This is a genomic window from Cytobacillus sp. FSL R5-0377 (assembly GCF_038004385.1).
In the GTDB taxonomy this organism is placed as follows: domain Bacteria; phylum Bacillota; class Bacilli; order Bacillales; family Cytobacillaceae; genus Cytobacillus.
In genome coordinates this window covers 3,265,685-3,282,317 of the sequence record NZ_JBBORA010000001.1, presented here as the reverse complement: position 1 = coordinate 3,282,317, position 16,633 = coordinate 3,265,685, and the positions used below count along the sequence as shown (strand labels likewise).

Genomic DNA, 16,633 nt, shown 5'->3' with positions numbered 1-16,633 from the left:
TACAAAGTAATGGTGAAATTTTTTCGTTATTGAGTTGCTTTCATGGTAGAATATTGAGTGAAAAGGGGGATAAATATGTATACGGTATTAGTCATATCGATCATAATCGTGATTGTGGTCCTGCTGCTTAGCGTTATTACCACTTCAAAGGCTTATCAATTCAAGCATACGGTAGACCCAATTGATCCGCTTCCTGACAGCGAGGAACAAAAAGAGTCTAAAGAGGGGCAAGAAGATAACCAAAACCGTTCATAAGCATACACTATAATATAATGCCTCCGTACAGCCGGAGGTTTTCTTTTTAAATGGACGGAAATATACAGGTGGAGAGGATTATAAGATGGATATATACTCCATGATGCTTACAGTATTTTTAGTATTAAATATTATCCTGGCTGTCTTTGTTATCTTTCTGGAGCGAAGGGATGCAGGAGCCACATGGGCATGGCTCATGGTTTTGTTCTTTATTCCTCTTCTTGGTTTTTTCATGTACCTCTTTTTTGGACAGAATTTAACCCGAAGAAAGATGTTCCAATGGGAAGACCGCAAAAAAATTGGCATTGATGAACTGCTGAACAATCAAATCAGAGGCATTAAGGAAAAGGATTTCCATTTTGGAAATGATATCATTGAAAACTCCAAAGACCTTATCTATATGCACCTTATTAACAATGATGCGGTATTGACCCAGGATAATGAGGTCAGGGTTTTTACAGACGGGAAAGATAAATTTAATTCGCTTGCAGAGGATATCAAAAGAGCAACGGATCATATCCATCTGCAATATTATATCTTCAAAAGAGACAATCTTGGGAAAAGCTTAATAAATCTTTTAACAGAAAAGGCCAAAGAAGGTGTTAAAGTTAGGCTTCTCTATGATGAACTTGGCTCAAGAAGCCTGCACAAAAGGGCGTTCAAAGAGCTGATTGCGGCTGGAGGAGAAATTGAGGCCTTTTTCCCGTCGCGGCTGCATTTTATCAATTTGCGAATCAATTACCGCAACCACAGGAAAATTGCCATAATTGACGGTCAAATTGGATATGTTGGCGGTTTCAATGTCGGAGATGAATATCTCGGGCTAGACCCGAAGTTCGGGTATTGGCGTGATACCCATTTAAGAATCAGAGGAAGTGCTGTCCATTCCCTGCAGACTCGCTTTATCCTCGACTGGAACCAGGCTTCCCACCGCCATGACATTTTCTATGCTCCAGAGTATTTTCCGCTGGGCGAGTCCCAGGATAGCGTAGGAATACAGATTGTTACCAGCGGCCCGGATTCCGAATGGGAACAAATAAAAAATGGCTATATAAAAATGATTTCATCTGCACGTAAGTCAATTTATATCCAAACCCCATATTTCATTCCGGATGCAAGCCTCCTGGATGCATTAAAAATAGCTGCATTGTCAGGGGTGGAAGTGAATATTATGGTCCCGAATAAACCTGATCATATGTTTGTATATTGGGCTACTTACTCCTATATAGGAGAAATGCTAAAAGTAAATGCAAATATCTATATATACGAAAATGGTTTTATACATGCAAAAACCCTGATTGTGGATGAAGAAGTTTCATCGGTAGGAACTGCGAATATAGACGTGAGAAGCTTCAGGCTCAATTTCGAAGTAAATGCTTTTATTTATGATAAGGAAGTTTCAAAAGCACTGACTGAGAGCTTTAAAGAAGATGTCGAGCTTTCAGCAAAGCTGACTGCTGAAGATTACAGAAGCAGGGCCTTGAAAATAAAATTGAAAGAATCCATATCAAGGCTTCTATCACCTATACTATAAAACGGGCTGAAAAATCAGCCCGTTTTCTTTATGCAAAAACCTGTTTCAATTCATCCTTGGATTGCTGCAGCCAAAATCTCATTAGGCGCTTTGCCCCTTCAAGATCATGAAGCTTCGCCTGACCGCATTGCTTCTCATTTGCAGCAGGGATTTCGGTAATTTCAACGGCATCTTTCATTGTAGCTTCCAGCAAATCAATTATTTCTTCAACTGACGGCTCACCGCTTACGACTAAATAATAACCAGTCTGGCAGCCCATCGGGGAAATATCAATAATATCAAAATGGTCATATTTCTCTGCATGTGTCCGGATATTAAATGCAAGCAGATGCTCAAGTGTATGAATAACATCCGGTTTCATCGCCTGTTTGTTTGGCTGGCAGAACCTGATGTCAAACTTGTTCACTAATCCATCACTGCCCACTTTATGAACACCGCAGTGCCTCACGTACGGAGCTTTAACCGCATTATGATCCAACTCAAAACTTTCCACTGAAGGCATACTAAACACTCCCCTGAAGTTTTCCTTTTACTATAACATAATATCCGAGTAAATTCATCAAATTAATATGAAAATTATGACTTTATTACGATTATATGTTATTTTAAAAGAAAAATTGATTTAACCAGGAAAGGTAATGCCATGCTTAAAAAAATTCTAATTTCAATATTTCGGTTTTATCAACTTGTGATTTCCCCGCTAAAGCCTCCTACATGCCGGTTTTATCCAACATGTTCCCATTATGGGCTGGAGTCAGTTAAGCGATTCGGCGCATTCAAAGGCGGCTGGCTGACAATAAAACGGATCCTTAAATGTCATCCCCTTCATCCGGGAGGTGTCGACCTGGTTCCGGAGCAATGGCCCAGAAAGAATAAAAATTAACCCTCGTATCCTTCCACAACAAGGTCTAGCTTGCCTGTGCCGGGATGAATAACAAGCCCATGCACAGGCACATCTGCCGGCATAAGCGGGTGCTTTTTCACCATATGTACGCTATGGGACACACTTTCTTCTACATTTTCAAAACCTCTTAGCCAATCTTCTGCGGCGATTCCTGAGTATGTCATCGTATCCAATGCGTCGTCCGTAATGCCTCTTTCCTTCATGCTGCTGACAACCGCATCTGCTTTCATTCCGCTCATTCCGCAGTCATGATGGCCAATAACAAATACTTCTTTAGCCTGAAGCTGGTAAACAGCTATTAATATGCTTCTCATAATACTTCCAAATGGGTGGGTTACTAAAGCTCCCGCATTCTTAATGATTTTCACATCGCCGTTTCTTACATTAAGTGCTTTTGGCAAAAGCTCCACTAAACGTGTGTCCATGCAAGTCAGGATAACCATTTTTTTATTAGGGAATTTCGTTGTTTCAAATTCTTCGTATTTTTTTTCTTCAACAAATTGCTGGTTATGGTTTAAGATCTCTTCTAAAAGCTTCAATGGTTCCACTCCCTGTCTTTTGTGAATTACTGTGATTGAGCAGGAATTTGCCCAATACTTGATGAGAAAAAATTTTTACTAAATCCAGACCATTCACAGTCCTTAATAATTATGATACATAATAGAGCGGCTTCAAACAAATTTTAATCCTTGCTTTTTATCATGATATTTTGTAAGATGACTAAGAGAAATCGTAATGATTACGTATTATCATTATTTTTTGACATTTATTTTTGGATTTAACAAACATTATCTATAATAGGGTCCGCGTTTTAAATCGTAATAAATACGTTTTATTGAAGGAGGAAAAAATGAAAAAAGCATTTTTAATATATATTCTCGGGGTAATCCTTGTTCTTTCTGGCTGTACTGATGAAAATAAAGAGAAACACAGCAATAAAACAATGGTTTATACAACGGTTTATCCTCTCCAATATTTTACTGAGCAAATTGGAGGAGATGCTATAGAAGTTGAAACCATCTACCCGCCCGGTTCGGATGAACATACGTTTGAACCTTCTCAAAAAGATATGATGAAGCTGGCCGATTCAGATCTATTTATTTATATAGGTCTGGGTCTTGAGGGGTTTGTGGAAAAGGCAAAAGAAACATTGAAGAATGAAAATGTTAAACTGGCTGCAGCTGGAGAAAATATAGAGTTTATCCACTCGGATGCAAAACATGATCCTGATCATGAAGAAGATGCAGATCACCATGAAGATGATGCTGCAGACGGGCATAATCATGACCACGGGGATATTGACCCGCACGTTTGGCTCGATCCGTTATACTCCAAAGAATTGGCTGAATCTATAAAAGATGCTCTAGTGGAACAGATGCCGGATCAGAAAGAGCAGTTTGAACAAAATTACATGGAGCTTGCCCTGGAGCTGGATAATCTACACAATGATTTTGAACAGACCATACAAGGTGCAAAACATAAGGAATTCATTGTTTCACATGCAGCTTATGGATATTGGGAAGACCGTTATGGTTTGGATCAAATCAGTGTATCCGGTTTAAATTCCTCCAGCGAGCCCACCCAAAAGGAACTGCAGAAAATTATTGCGGAAGCAAAAGAACACGACTTGAAATATGTATTTTTTGAACAGAATGTCAGCTCTAAACTAACCGAAATTCTCCAAAAAGAAATTGGAGCACATCCTTTAAAGCTGCATAATTTATCCGTATTAACAGAAGAAGATCTTAATGAAAACCAAACGTATTTCACTCTTATGCAAGACAATCTGTCTGCACTTGATAAAGCTTTAAATGAATAAGCACATTTACCTCCCAGCCTGGGAGGTTTTTTATTCTAAAGAGCATATGACATTCCTCCAAATGCCATGACTGATTTGCCTGTCATTGCAGAAAATATAGAAGACCTGATGCCGTCCGAATAAAACGTTTTCGGCTTTGGTCATACCTTTTCTGCTTAGGAGGAATAACAATGGCAAAAGATGTTTTATGTGAAGTAAACAACTGCACATTCTGGAAAGATGGAAACCTATGCAGTGCAGACCAGATATACGTAGTCAGCCATACTGGCGAAACAGCGGACAGCACCAAAGAAACTGACTGCAAAACCTTTGAGCCTCATTAATTGGTGACAGGCACCACCCGAATTTTGTCGAATTTCAGCGGTGCCATTCCAAATATGCGTATTACCCAAAAGCGGTGCATTGGTTGCACCGCTTTTGTTTTTTAAAGGAGTTTATTATTTTTTTTATCGGGAATGTATAGAATAACAACAACTTATAGGAGTGATACATATGTTATCAACCGTTATTTTGCTTGGGGCTGCTTTTGCTGCTGCAGCTGGATTAAGCTCCTTTGCCCTTAAAGAAGATACATTTATAAAAGATGAAACTACTCTTTAATTTATAATAATAGGTGCTGCGAATGCGCCTTATTTTTTTGCAATTAAACATTAACCCGCAGTTCTGCCAAAGAGAGCTGCGGATTTTTTCTACAGGATAAAGTTTTCCTTTAAGATTGTAACTTCTCCCAGTCTTTTCTCATTAATCTCAAAACCAATTCCCGGTTTATCGGGAACGTTTATCATCCCGTTTTTTACGGTGACTTCAGGGAGAGTAATGTCTTCTTCCCAATACCTGCTTGATTCCGAAATATCACCGGGAATGGCAAAGCCCTCCAAAGAAGCCAGAGCAATATTATGTGCTCGTGAGATCCCGAACTCGAGCATGCCCCCACACCAGACATGTATCCCTTTATCCAGGCAATAATCATGAATCTTTTTAGCTGTTCCCAAACCTCCAACCCGGCCAATCTTAATATTGATTACTTTACAGCTCCCCAAATCTGCAGCTCTTCTGGCATCATGAAAGGTGACAATACTTTCGTCCAGGCAAATTGGTGTGTCCAGTTCCTTTTGAAGCTTTGCATGATCCACTATATCATCGTATTCAAGCGGCTGTTCAATCATCATAAGTCCGAAGTCATCTAGCCTTTTTAAACGGTCTATATCATCCAATGAATAAGCCGAGTTAGCATCAGCCATGATTGGCAGGTCGGGATAAAAGTGGCGGATATCTGAAATCAATTCATAATCATTTTCGGGGCCTATTTTTATTTTGACCCTTTGATAGCCTCTTTCCAGGAAGTTTTCAATTTGTTTTCTTACTTCTTCGTTTGTTTTGGCGCCAACAACCACGCCGGACAGGATCTGCTCCCTCTTGCCGCCTATAAATTTCGAAAGAGAAATATCTTCTTTTTTGGCGGCCAAATCCCATAAAGCTGTCTCCAAGGCCGCTTTCGCCATTTGATTTCTTCTCAGGGCATCAAAAACACGTCCTGCTTCTGAAGGATGCTTTATATCGGCATTATGCAATATGGGAATCAGAAAGTCCTTTAGCACATGATAGCTCGTCTCAACTGTTTCCTCTGTATACCAGGGTGAAGAAAAAGCGACTCCTTCCCCGTACCCCTTCCTTCCTTCTGTATCCATTACTTCAACAATAATTCCCTCTCTGTCCTTAACAGTTCCTAAATGAGTGGTAAAGGGTGTTTTTAGAGGCATAGCTATTTTATACAAAGTAACTGTTTTTAAATCCATGTTAATTCCTGCTTTCTTCAAGCAGTTCCCGAAGCTTCCTTCTTAATATCTTCTTTGAGGCATTCCTCGGAACTTCATTTATCATGATAATCTTTTTAGGCACTTTATATTTTGCCAGCTTCTCTAAACAATACTCAATCACTTCTTTTACATCCAGGCTTTCTTCTCCTGCAACAAATGCGACCGGCACTTCACCCCAAACCTTGTCTTTCATGCCAATCACCCCTGCATCTGAGATTTGGGAGTGTGAAGAAAGAACACCTTCAATTTCAGCAGGATAAATGTTTTCCCCGCCTGAAATAATTAGGTCTGACCGCCGATCAAGTACATATAAAAAGCCTTCGTTATCAACATAGCCAATATCTCCGGTTGAGAGCCAGCCATCCTTTAACTTTTTCACAGTTTCTTCTTCACGGTTTAAGTACCCTTTCGTCACATTCGGACCTTTTACAAGTATTTCACCCGCTTCTCCAGAATCCGCAGGGTCCCCATTTGGATTAATAATTTTCAACTGGGAAGGGAATAAAGGCTTACCTGCCGAACCCAATTTGCTGAAACTGTATTCCGGAGCCAGAGTAACAATCTGTGAAGAAGTTTCCGTCATTCCATAAGTCTGGTAAACAGGAATCCCCTTCTCCCTGCAACCCTCAAGAAGAGATTTAGCTGCCGGCCCTCCCCCTAATAACATACATCTAAAAAATTCAGGCAGCCGGTCTTCTTTTAGTTCATCTGCAATTCTGGTGAGCATTGTACTCACAACAGACATTATGGTCACTTTTTCACAGGAAATGGCCTTGATGGCTTTCTTCTCATGAAAAGATTCAAAAAGAACCATTTTCATCCCGTAGATGATGCTTCGCATTAAAATGGAATAGCCGCTAATATGAAAAATCGGAACAGCACACAGCCAGCAGTCGTTTTCATTCAGCCCTAAATTTAATGCAGAACCGACTGCACTCCACCAGTGATTCCCGTATGTTTGCATTACACCTTTCGGGTTCCCCGTTGTACCGGATGTATACATGACAGTACACACCTCATTTAGATTTAATTCCTCTATTAATGAAGGATCTTCAGGAACTTTCCTAAAGAGTTCTTCTTTATGTATCGCCGTAATTCCGCCTAAGGAGCTTACAACCCTTCGGCTGACCACATCAAATGAACTCTCAGTTAATAGGAAAGCGGACTTCGAATCATCCATCTGCCAGATTAATTCCTCGGCAGTCAGCCTGTTATTTAATATAACGGCCTTAACATTGATTAGCTGCAGAGCCAAAAGGATAAAAACAGTGTCTTCATGATTTCTCAGGAGCACACCTGCAAACTGGCCACCGGTTAATCCAGAGGCCTGTAATTGCCCTGCTATCGTGCAGGCACGATCATATACTTCGGAAAATGTATAGGTTTTTCCCAAAAAAGAAAGGGCTGGCCGTTCGGGTGTTAAGATGGCCCGCTTTTGAAGAAAATTCGGCACTATTTGGGCTTCCATCGTAAAACCTCATTTCATGCGATTTTTTCATATAAAAACAGCCTGATGGGCTAGCCATCAAGCTGAAGGATGAAATACCCCCGAAATCAAGGGAAACGCGGGAATTGCCCAAAGTCCGGCTTGCGCTTTTCTTTAAATGCGTCACGGCCTTCTTTCGCTTCATCCGTTGTATAGTATAAAAGAGTTGCATCACCGGCAAATTGCTGGATGCCAGCAAGTCCATCCGTGTCAGCATTAAATGCAGCCTTCAAGAAGCGAAGAGCTGTCGGGCTTTTCTCCAGGATTTCTTCACACCACTTAATTGTTTCTTCTTCCACTTTCTCAAGCGGCACAACCGTATTAACCAGCCCCATATCCAATGCTTCCTGAGCACCGTACTGGCGGCACAGGTACCAAATTTCGCGAGCTTTCTTATGACCGACGATTCTTGCAAGATATCCTGAACCGTAACCAGCATCGAAGCTTCCGACTTTAGGTCCTGTTTGTCCAAATACAGCGTTATCAGCTGCAATTGTTAAGTCACATACGATATGAAGGACATGTCCTCCTCCAATTGCATATCCTTTTACCATCGCAATAACCGGCTTAGGAATAACACGGATTAAACGCTGAAGATCCAAAACATTTAAACGAGGGATCTGGTCATCCCCGACATATCCGCCATGTCCTCTAACTGACTGGTCTCCGCCTGAACAAAACGCTTTGTCTCCTGCACCCGTAAGAACAATAACACCTACATTTTCATCGTCACGCGCGTAAGCAAATGCATCAATTAATTCCATTACCGTTCTTGGAGTAAAGGCATTGTGGACTTGCGGTCTATTAATGGTAATTTTCGCAATTCCATTGTATGTTTCATACATGATTTCTTCGTACTTTTTTCCTGCAACCCATTCTACAGCTGACATACATGAATCCTCCTCGATATGTATTGTATTAGAAAGCGCAATAATTGCCGCACAGTTTTTGTGCCAGCAAAGGACATCATTCCTCAATTTTTACTGCATTTGTATGAATCTCCCCTGATTGCGACAAAAACTCACTTACTATTGTACCAAATAATTCAGGTTTCTCCACATGAATTGCATGTCCTGCATTTTTAACGGACTTCCACTGAACATTTGGCATAGCTTCCGACATCTCTTTTGCAATTCTGCAGAATTTCAGGTCCAGATCCCCGGTCAAAAGAAGGACTGGCATTGTCAGATTACCAAGTTCTTCCCACCAGGATGGCTGTGAACCTGTGCCCATCCCATTCAGGCTGTTCGCCAGACCTTCAATAGAATTGGCCATACGCTGGTTTCTTATTCTTGTGCGGATTTGATTAGGAAGATATTTCTGGCTTTCAAATAAAGGGATGTCCTCCCAATATCTGATAAAATTCCCGATGCCTTCCTTCCTGATTCTGTCAGCCAGTCTGGCATCCTGAATTCTTCTTTCATGCCTCTCCTCTTTTGTCTTAAGCCCTGGAGAAGCACTTTCCAAAACCAGTGTGCGGACTTTTTCAGGATATTGAACTGCAAACGTCAGCGCAAGCCGCCCTCCCATGGAGTATCCAAGAACATCAATTTTCCCGATTCCCATCTCTTCCAATAGACTGTTGAGTACAGCCGCAGATTCCTCTATTTGATAATGGCCAATATCAGAGGGTGTTCCAGATTTCCCGTGACCTATGATATCAATTGCAATGGCATTTGAATGGGTTTCCCAGAAGGGAGCGAACTCTTTCCAGCCCTCACTATTTCCCGTGAAGCCATGAAGAAGCAGGAGCGGAAATCCCTTCCCCCACGTATCGACATGATAGTGAACTCCATTCATGACATATTTCATCGGCATTCACCCTTCCAGCAATCGACTTATTTCCCGGGAAACAGAATTCCACAATTCTCGATGCTCAGTTAAATTCCTTTCCCGATTTGTCGTAATTTCCATTACCTTCAAGCCAGGTCTATCCAGGTTCCGTTTAAAGGCGGAAAGAAAATGTTCCCAGTCTGTTATTAAATCATATTCGCCGCCAAACATCTTAATGGCATGGCTGAAATCCAGATCCAGCGGTGTTCCGAACAGTTTCTCAAAGTTATTGGGGAAATTGGCCTGAGGCAGGAATGAAAAGATTCCGCCTCCATTATTATTAATCAGCAATATATTGATATCAATTCCATACTGTTTAGAGGCGATTAAACCATTTAAATCATGGAAAAAAGTTAAATCCCCCAGCACAAGATAGAGCGGCTTTGACGACATTCCGGCACCCAAAGCAGTTGATACAGTCCCATCAATGCCATTTGCCCCCCTGTTGGCCATGACTCTGATGCCTTTTTGATTAACATGGAAGAAAGTATCCAGATCACGTATAGGCATACTATTCCCTACAAACAAGGTTGAGCCTTCCGGAAGAATTTCAGCCAGCTGATAAAATAATTTCCCTTCGCTTAATTGTTCTACTTGTTTAATATCTGCCAGCTTTAATCTTGTAAGATCATTGATCTTTTTCCACAGTGCAAAGAATTCATCATTATTCGGGGTAATGAGATATGGAAAGACAGATTCGCAGAACTGGAGCTCATCACAATGAATCATTTCAGTCGAGATCAGCGCAGGATCCCGCCAGCCTCCGCCTCCATCAACAATAATTTGCCTAGCCGAGCTGTTCTCTTTCATAAAAATGGACAATGGCTTTGATACAGGCATAGCACCAAAGCGTATAATAACATCCGGCTTAAGAGCCTTTTTCGCATCGTCAATTTTTAAAAAGGTATCATATGTATCTATAATGAAGCTGCCATCGTGGTGTCCGCTTCTAAGCTGTGATAATGGGTCGGCAATGACCGGAAAGTTCAGCTTTTCCGCCAGTCTAATAACAGCATCGGGGAAGCCGGATTTTTCCAGTTGACCGCAGATTATAATCCCTCTTTTAGCGGAGTTTAAAACCTCTGCCAATTCTTTGTACTCTTCAATAGGCAAACTAAGTTTCCCACCCTGAATATTTACATAGCCTTCGGTTCGTTCACTAAGCTCAAATAAATCAGCACGATCCAAGTGCGGAACAAGCGGTTCACGGAAAGGAAAGTTAAGGTGAACCGGCCCTGCAGGAGAACTCATTGCAGCGGAGGCAGCTCTCGCACATACCGCTCGGGCATATCGAAGCATTTCTTCTGATTTCTCAGGAGGAGCCATCTCAACAAACCACTTTACATTATTACCATATAAATGAATTTGATCGATTGCCTGTGGAGCGCCTACATCCCTCAGTTCATGAGGCCGGTCCGCGGTAAGCACAATGAGCGGCACTCTGGAATACCGGGCTTCCACAATGGCAGGGTAGTAATTAGCTGCAGCCGTTCCGGACGTACACAGTAAAGCTGCAGGTTTTTTGGATGCTTTAGCAAGCCCTAACGCAAAAAAGGCAGCCGAACGCTCGTCTACATGAATATGTACACGAAGCTCCGGATGCTCTGCCATTACCATTGCCATTGGGGTAGAACGGGAGCCGGGACTGACCACGACATCCTCTACCCCGCTTTTTACTAATTCAGCCACAAATGCGGCTATATATGAAGTTAAAGCTTCCTGATGATTCATTTTTCATAACCCCCAAGAGCCGTAAGCATAGGCCGGAATTTAATCTTTGTTTCCTGGTACTCGCTTTTGGCATTTGAATCCTGTACCACTCCGCAGCCTGCAAATAAGGAGGCCTCATTCCCCTGAATAAGACCAGACCTTATTGCAACAGCAAACTCGCCATTTCCTCTAAAATCCATCCATCCTAATGGGGCAGCATAAAAGCCGCGATCGAGATCTTCTACTTCTCTGATTTTTTCTACTGCTTCTCTTTTAGGCAGGCCCCCAAGGGCAGGCGTCGGGTGAAGACGGTCGACTAAAGCAAGCAGTGAAGCATCTTCCTTAGTTCTTCCTATTACAGGAGTATATAGATGCTGAATATCCCGCATCTTCATCAGCTGCGGTTCATTTGGCAGTTCAACTTCTGTGCAGGATTCTTCCATTGCTTCCTTTATCATATCAACCACATATTGATGTTCAGTCAAATTCTTCTGATCATGCAATAATGCTTCTCCAAGGATATGATCATCTTCTTCCGTTTTACCTCTGGGGATGGAACCTGCAAGACAAGTTGTAAATACGTTTTCTCCGTATTTTTTTATAAGGCGTTCAGGTGAGGCTCCTATAAAGCAGTCACCGTTCGATTCAAACGCAAATATAAAGCTTTCACTCTGCATTTTCATCAGATTCTGGAGAACCCTTTCTATCTCAATCGGCTTTTCATAATTGAGCCTGGATTCCCTCGCAAGCACAACCTTTTTTAATGAAGTTCCTGACTTTAGTTCTTCAACAACCTCATTTACTGTTTCCATCCATTTTTCAGGATTGATATCTGCTTCTTCCTGTAGATTGTTTGCACACTCAGGGTGATAATCATTGATAGAACCTATTAGCATGCTTCTTTCAGCCACTATCTTTTCGAAAAGAGACTCGCTATCATGCCGGGTACAGATTACATTAGTTGTCAGAAAGGCCTGTCCATTCATTTCACTGTACATATAAGTCGGCACATGAAAAAGGGAATCGGAATACTTCGACCAAAGCTTTGTTTTCTCCTTAATCGGGTCAAAAGAAAAACCGCCAAACATCACAGGCCCTGTAGCATGGTTATTATAAGGGTTAAAAATTATACTATTGTTAATAAAACGCTTCCATTCTTTTTCAACTCGATCAAATCTGCCGGTACTCTCGTCTGACTGGATTTGCCTGCAAATACCCAGCCCTAATAAATATGCTTCACCGGAAGGATCCTTCCAGAAAAAGCGTTCACCAAAAAAACGGCTCTTTCCTGCCGCATAAAAAGAAAGGGGGTCTATATGGTTTATTTTTTGCACTTCGCTCACTAAAACAGGCTTTGACAGAGCTTTAGCCCTCTCAATCGCCTCCTGGATCCCTTCTTTTAGTTCCGTATCTTGTATCGTAACCAAAAAAATCCCTCCAATAACAGCTGAAAATTGCCGTTATCCTACTTTAAACTTATTCTAAGATACACCTGTGATTCAAGGAATGTCAATGATGTCAATCAGGCTGTTCCTTTTTGTATCCTTTATATTATAGCTTACTTTCTGCATCTATAATATCAATTAATCTCAGGTTCACTGTAAATACCTGTAACGTTCATTCATACATGGAAAATACCGGTACATTTTACGGCAATAATACGTTGACACTCCTGCTTTAATTACCTAAACTTAAGGTGTTTGGTATAGTTTGGCGTACAGGGCTTACTTTGACAATACCCTGATAATCGGTTAAAATAAACAAGTTTGAATGATGCATTGAATAATACCATTACAGAATAGATAAATAAGGGGAGAGTTATTATGCAACCACAAGCACAGACCAATTTTCCGCCTGCTCCCAGCTCCAAGAACTGGAGAGTCTGGTGGCAGCTGACCCGGCCGCATACTCTGACCGCTGCTTTTGTTCCGGTTCTGCTTGGAACAGCTCTTGCAATGGAACTTACCGAAATAAATTTTGGCCTGTTTTTTGCCATGCTGGCAGCTAGTCTGCTGATTCAGGCTGCTACCAATATGTTTAACGAATATTACGATTTCAAAAGAGGTCTTGATACGGAAGAATCTGTTGGAATCGGCGGAGCGATTGTCCGTGAAGGAATCAAACCAAAAACGGTCTTGAATTTGGCCTTTGGGCTTTACGGGGTTTCAATATTGCTTGGCTTTTATATTTGCATGAACACAAGCTGGTGGATTGCAGCAATTGGACTTGCCTCTATGGCAGTAGGTTATTTATATACAGGCGGTCCACTGCCGATCGCATACACACCATTTGGTGAATTATTTGCAGGATTTTTCATGGGCATGCTCATCATCCTTATTTCTTTTTATATCCAGGCAGGAACTGTAACTGCAACAAGCGTGTTAGTTTCCTTCCCTATATTGATTCTTGTTGGCGCCATTCTGCTGGCCAATAATATCAGAGACCTGGATGGGGACAAGGAATTCGGCCGTAAAACATTGGCCATTCTTTTAGGGAAAAAAGGAGCGATCAACCTGCTTGCAGGCATGTTTATCGTGTCCTATGCATGGGTCTTCATATTAATCGGTATGAATCTCATAACACCATGGCTTGCAATTGTTGTCCTTAGTGCACCCAAAGCCATTAAAGCAACGAAAGGCTTTATCGGCAACTCATTGCCGATGCAAATGATGCCCGCGATGAAAGCAACAGCGCAGACAAATACAATTTTTGGCTTCCTTTTATCAGTAGGCCTGTTTCTCGGATATCTTTTATAATTATTAAACCTCTGCTCTTATAGCAGGGGTTTTTTGTTGGAAAAAACATCAAAATCGTCACCCTGGTTTCATTCCAATTTTTACGGGTATTTTTTATTTAAGGAAGAGCAGAGCCGTAAAATTATTTCTTCCGTTATGATTTTGCAAACTACGTCCATACTAAACCCATATGGACTAAGATTTGATATCCAGCGGAGTAAAACTGTCAGAGCTCGGCTTAATTATAGGCTTGACTATCAGATCAGCTTTTACCAATATCATCAAAACCAAGGATGTGACATAATATGTTGACCAATGAACAGATCAGCAGGTTAAAAAAGGAATTGAATGATGAAAAGGAATCACTGGAGTCCCAGCTGCAAGGCAATAAAGAAGGCAGTCTGGAGGGTGCAAGTGCCAGAGATTCAGTAGGAGAGCTATCTATTTATGATAACCATCCGGCAGATATGGGTTCTGAACTTTACGAACGCGAAAAGGATTTTGCTTTAGAAGAGCATCATGACTCTGAGCTTAATAAAGTGAAAGCAGCACTTCAGGCAATTGAAGATGGTTCATACGGGAAATGCAAAGAGTGCGGCTCTGATATTCCTTACGAGCGGCTGGAAGTGATTCCAGCAACCCTTTACTGTAAAGATCATAGTCCGGAGCAAACCGTGCCGGGAGACCGCCCTGCTGAGGAAGATGTGCTTGAGCCCGCACATGGGAATACCTTTCAGCATCATCAATTCAGGGAAGTAGTTGATAATGAAGACAGCTTTCAGGAAGTTGCCCGTTTTGGCACTTCTGAGACACCCTCTGATTTAAGGGGCGACTATGAAGATTATAACTCCCTTTATAATGAAGGCCATGATGACGAAGGGTTTACAGAAGATTATGAGACATTTGTCGGGAATGATCTTAAAGGCAAGGAGAGAAAAATCTATCCTTCCAAGAAACAGGAAGAGTACGAAGCCGTGCTGTATGAAAATGATATCGAAGCGCCTTTCGGTGATGTGCCGTATCATGAAACTGACGGCTATGTGGATGAAGATAAGGAATAAAAGTAAAAGCGATGCAGATGCATCGCTTTTTTATGTCAAATGGCAAAATAAGATACCCGTATTTATTATAATTTGGATTCGATATCCTGGATAATCTCATCTATTGTATCGGAAACGTCGTTTGTGCGGCGGGCAATGGAGATGCTGAATTCCAGCAGTTCTTTATAATTTTTAACCGGAATAGAATCACTAGTTTTCTCGAATTCATTTAATTGCAGTCCAATATTCTGAAGATGCAGCAAAACTTCTTCCATTGATCCTCTCTCGATCTGGTACATTTAACAGCTACCCCCTTTTTATCTAATGATTTCATTATCAGGGTTTTTAAACCTTTTTTGAAGTGGAAATTATTGTTAATACTTTAGGTTTACAGAGTAAAACTGCTCCACATAGGCAATATTATTTTAAGAATAAATTGCTGGGAGGCCGCATACATGAAAGCAGCATGCTTTTCCGAATATGACAAACTCGAACAAGTGGTATTATGTGAACCGAAGTACATGACGATCGTGGATACCATTAATGAAACGCAGAAGCATTATGAAAAAGAGGGAATTAATATCAATGTGGCGATGGAGCAGCACAGGCATTTCGTCAGCGCATTAAAAAATGAAGGAATTGATGTCGTGCTTCTGTCCCCGTTTGAAAAATACCCTGAGCAGGTCTTTACCCGTGATATCGGGTTCACACTCGGAGAAACAGTGTATGTTGCCGAAATGGGTACTGATATTCGCCAGGGAGAAGAAAATATTTTGAAACAATGGCTGGAAAAGAATCAGGTTCCTTTTTACAATCTTAAGGGGGATCGTATAGAAGGAGGCGATGTTCTTATTGATGGCAATACTATTTACGCCGGAGTAAGCAGCCGGACCCACGAAGAAGCGATTGAGCATCTTCGCAGCCTTATACCTAATTATGAAGTCATATCCATCCCCTTTACTGATACATATCTCCATCTTGACTGTGTATTTAATATCATTTCACCTGAAGAAGCTCTTATTTTTCCAGGAGAAATTCACGGGGAAAAAGTAAAAATGCTGGAATCACGCTATGATCTAATAAAAGTGTCGGAAGAGGAGCAATTCACACTCGGAACAAATGTCCTCTCCATTGGCAATAAAAAAGTATTTAGTCTTCCCGTCAATAAAAATGTTAATAAAGAGCTGAAGGCTAGAGGCTACGAGGTTATCGAGGTAGATATCACGGAAATCATCAAATCAGGCGGAGCCTTCCGCTGCTGTACGATGCCGGTTAGAAGGAGTAAAGGATAGGTTACCAGCTTCGAATTCCTTGGAATCCGCTTTTTTATTATGTGCTAGTAATGTCTAATGGAAAACTGCCGTTTTGGAGTTAATTCTTGTGATTAACTCCCTTTTTTCTGAAGCACATTCAGTTTGGGATTTATTCCACCCGGTAAACTCCCTTTTTTCCTGGGACAGCTTCTTATTGGGCACTATTCCTCCCGATTCACCCACATTT

17 protein-coding genes are annotated in these 16,633 nt (G+C 41.3%); 8 read left to right on the top strand and 9 right to left on the bottom strand.

Going from position 1 to position 16,633, the window contains the following annotated elements; genetic code table 11:
• Positions 1 to 75: 75 nt before the first annotated feature.
• On the top strand, positions 76 to 255 hold the full coding sequence (ytzI, locus tag NSQ49_RS16790; RefSeq protein WP_251284593.1) for a YtzI protein: 180 nt from the start codon (positions 76 to 78) through the stop codon (positions 253 to 255).
• Between the two features lie 85 nt (positions 256 to 340).
• Positions 341 to 1,789 carry a cardiolipin synthase gene (gene cls, locus NSQ49_RS16785; protein ID WP_251284592.1) on the top strand — a complete coding sequence of 483 codons (1,449 nt, stop codon included), beginning with the start codon at positions 341 to 343 and terminating at the stop codon, positions 1,787 to 1,789.
• Between the two features lie 28 nt (positions 1,790 to 1,817).
• On the opposite strand, the gene NSQ49_RS16780 is transcribed toward cls, so the two are convergent.
• Positions 1,818 to 2,291, bottom strand: a complete 474-nt coding sequence (locus NSQ49_RS16780; protein WP_159869837.1) for an S-ribosylhomocysteine lyase — start codon at positions 2,289 to 2,291, stop codon at positions 1,818 to 1,820.
• A 141-nt stretch (positions 2,292 to 2,432) separates the two neighbouring features.
• Here NSQ49_RS16780 and yidD point away from each other — a divergent pair, with 141 nt between their 5' ends.
• Entirely contained in the window at positions 2,433 to 2,672 is a 240-nt protein-coding gene (gene yidD / locus NSQ49_RS16775) for a membrane protein insertion efficiency factor YidD (protein ID WP_251284591.1), read from the top strand.
• On the opposite strand, the gene NSQ49_RS16770 is transcribed toward yidD, so the two are convergent.
• Complete coding sequence (locus NSQ49_RS16770; protein ID WP_159869830.1) at positions 2,669 to 3,232, bottom strand: beta-class carbonic anhydrase; 564 nt, start codon at positions 3,230 to 3,232, stop codon at positions 2,669 to 2,671. The genes yidD and NSQ49_RS16770 overlap by 4 nt on opposite strands.
• 311 nt (positions 3,233 to 3,543) lie before the next feature.
• Between NSQ49_RS16770 and NSQ49_RS16765 the strand changes: the two genes are divergently transcribed.
• Entirely contained in the window at positions 3,544 to 4,512 is a 969-nt protein-coding gene (locus tag NSQ49_RS16765; protein ID WP_159869827.1) for a metal ABC transporter substrate-binding protein, read from the top strand.
• A 170-nt stretch (positions 4,513 to 4,682) separates the two neighbouring features.
• On the top strand, positions 4,683 to 4,835 hold the full coding sequence (locus NSQ49_RS16760; RefSeq protein ID WP_159869824.1) for a DUF1540 domain-containing protein: 153 nt from the start codon (positions 4,683 to 4,685) through the stop codon (positions 4,833 to 4,835).
• 366 nt (positions 4,836 to 5,201) lie between these two features.
• On the opposite strand, the gene menC is transcribed toward NSQ49_RS16760, so the two are convergent.
• The 6 genes from menC to NSQ49_RS16730 all read right to left on the bottom strand — a co-directional run bounded on the left by menC (position 5,202) and on the right by NSQ49_RS16730 (position 12,785).
• Positions 5,202 to 6,308 (bottom strand): o-succinylbenzoate synthase, encoded by a 1,107-nt coding sequence (gene menC, locus NSQ49_RS16755; RefSeq protein WP_251284590.1) that lies wholly within the window; start codon positions 6,306 to 6,308, stop codon positions 5,202 to 5,204.
• A gap of 1 nt (position 6,309) precedes the next feature.
• Positions 6,310 to 7,797 (bottom strand): o-succinylbenzoate--CoA ligase, encoded by a 1,488-nt coding sequence (locus NSQ49_RS16750; RefSeq protein WP_251284589.1) that lies wholly within the window; start codon positions 7,795 to 7,797, stop codon positions 6,310 to 6,312.
• 86 nt (positions 7,798 to 7,883) lie between these two features.
• On the bottom strand, positions 7,884 to 8,705 hold the full coding sequence (gene menB / locus NSQ49_RS16745; protein ID WP_159869815.1) for a 1,4-dihydroxy-2-naphthoyl-CoA synthase: 822 nt from the start codon (positions 8,703 to 8,705) through the stop codon (positions 7,884 to 7,886).
• Positions 8,706 to 8,781: 76 nt separating this feature from the next.
• On the bottom strand, positions 8,782 to 9,627 hold the full coding sequence (gene menH / locus NSQ49_RS16740; protein ID WP_159869812.1) for a 2-succinyl-6-hydroxy-2,4-cyclohexadiene-1-carboxylate synthase: 846 nt from the start codon (positions 9,625 to 9,627) through the stop codon (positions 8,782 to 8,784).
• Between the two features lie 6 nt (positions 9,628 to 9,633).
• Complete coding sequence (gene menD / locus NSQ49_RS16735) at positions 9,634 to 11,379, bottom strand: 2-succinyl-5-enolpyruvyl-6-hydroxy-3-cyclohexene-1-carboxylic-acid synthase (RefSeq protein ID WP_159869809.1); 1,746 nt, start codon at positions 11,377 to 11,379, stop codon at positions 9,634 to 9,636.
• Positions 11,376 to 12,785 carry an isochorismate synthase gene (locus NSQ49_RS16730; protein WP_159869806.1) on the bottom strand — a complete coding sequence of 470 codons (1,410 nt, stop codon included), beginning with the start codon at positions 12,783 to 12,785 and terminating at the stop codon, positions 11,376 to 11,378. The genes menD and NSQ49_RS16730 overlap by 4 nt, the downstream gene beginning before the upstream one ends.
• Before the next feature lie 396 nt (positions 12,786 to 13,181).
• On the opposite strand from NSQ49_RS16730, the gene NSQ49_RS16725 reads away from it, so the two are divergent.
• Both NSQ49_RS16725 and NSQ49_RS16720 read left to right on the top strand, forming a co-directional pair.
• Positions 13,182 to 14,114: a 1,4-dihydroxy-2-naphthoate polyprenyltransferase gene (locus NSQ49_RS16725; RefSeq protein ID WP_159869803.1), complete on the top strand. Its 933-nt coding sequence runs from the start codon at positions 13,182 to 13,184 to the stop codon at positions 14,112 to 14,114.
• A gap of 284 nt (positions 14,115 to 14,398) precedes the next feature.
• Entirely contained in the window at positions 14,399 to 15,154 is a 756-nt protein-coding gene (locus NSQ49_RS16720) for a TraR/DksA C4-type zinc finger protein (RefSeq protein ID WP_251284588.1), read from the top strand.
• A 65-nt stretch (positions 15,155 to 15,219) separates the two neighbouring features.
• On the opposite strand, the gene NSQ49_RS16715 is transcribed toward NSQ49_RS16720, so the two are convergent.
• Entirely contained in the window at positions 15,220 to 15,432 is a 213-nt protein-coding gene (locus NSQ49_RS16715) for a hypothetical protein (protein ID WP_048011093.1), read from the bottom strand.
• A gap of 156 nt (positions 15,433 to 15,588) precedes the next feature.
• Here NSQ49_RS16715 and NSQ49_RS16710 point away from each other — a divergent pair, with 156 nt between their 5' ends.
• Positions 15,589 to 16,425 (top strand): dimethylarginine dimethylaminohydrolase family protein, encoded by an 837-nt coding sequence (locus tag NSQ49_RS16710; protein ID WP_251284587.1) that lies wholly within the window; start codon positions 15,589 to 15,591, stop codon positions 16,423 to 16,425.
• The last annotated feature ends 208 nt before the right edge of the window (positions 16,426 to 16,633 follow it).

Coding starts and splice junctions, on each gene's coding strand:
- ytzI (WP_251284593.1), top strand. CDS start 76: ATGTATACGGTATTAGTCATATCGATCATAATCGTGATTGTGGTCCTG.
- cls (WP_251284592.1), top strand. CDS start 341: ATGGATATATACTCCATGATGCTTACAGTATTTTTAGTATTAAATATT.
- NSQ49_RS16780 (WP_159869837.1), bottom strand. CDS start 2,291: ATGCCTTCAGTGGAAAGTTTTGAGTTGGATCATAATGCGGTTAAAGCT.
- yidD (WP_251284591.1), top strand. CDS start 2,433: ATGCTTAAAAAAATTCTAATTTCAATATTTCGGTTTTATCAACTTGTG.
- NSQ49_RS16765 (WP_159869827.1), top strand. CDS start 3,544: ATGAAAAAAGCATTTTTAATATATATTCTCGGGGTAATCCTTGTTCTT.
- NSQ49_RS16760 (WP_159869824.1), top strand. CDS start 4,683: ATGGCAAAAGATGTTTTATGTGAAGTAAACAACTGCACATTCTGGAAA.
- menC (WP_251284590.1), bottom strand. CDS start 6,308: ATGGATTTAAAAACAGTTACTTTGTATAAAATAGCTATGCCTCTAAAA.
- NSQ49_RS16750 (WP_251284589.1), bottom strand. CDS start 7,797: ATGGAAGCCCAAATAGTGCCGAATTTTCTTCAAAAGCGGGCCATCTTA.
- menB (WP_159869815.1), bottom strand. CDS start 8,705: ATGTCAGCTGTAGAATGGGTTGCAGGAAAAAAGTACGAAGAAATCATG.
- menH (WP_159869812.1), bottom strand. CDS start 9,627: ATGAAATATGTCATGAATGGAGTTCACTATCATGTCGATACGTGGGGG.
- menD (WP_159869809.1), bottom strand. CDS start 11,379: ATGAATCATCAGGAAGCTTTAACTTCATATATAGCCGCATTTGTGGCT.
- NSQ49_RS16725 (WP_159869803.1), top strand. CDS start 13,182: ATGCAACCACAAGCACAGACCAATTTTCCGCCTGCTCCCAGCTCCAAG.
- NSQ49_RS16720 (WP_251284588.1), top strand. CDS start 14,399: ATGTTGACCAATGAACAGATCAGCAGGTTAAAAAAGGAATTGAATGAT.
- NSQ49_RS16715 (WP_048011093.1), bottom strand. CDS start 15,432: ATGTACCAGATCGAGAGAGGATCAATGGAAGAAGTTTTGCTGCATCTT.
- NSQ49_RS16710 (WP_251284587.1), top strand. CDS start 15,589: ATGAAAGCAGCATGCTTTTCCGAATATGACAAACTCGAACAAGTGGTA.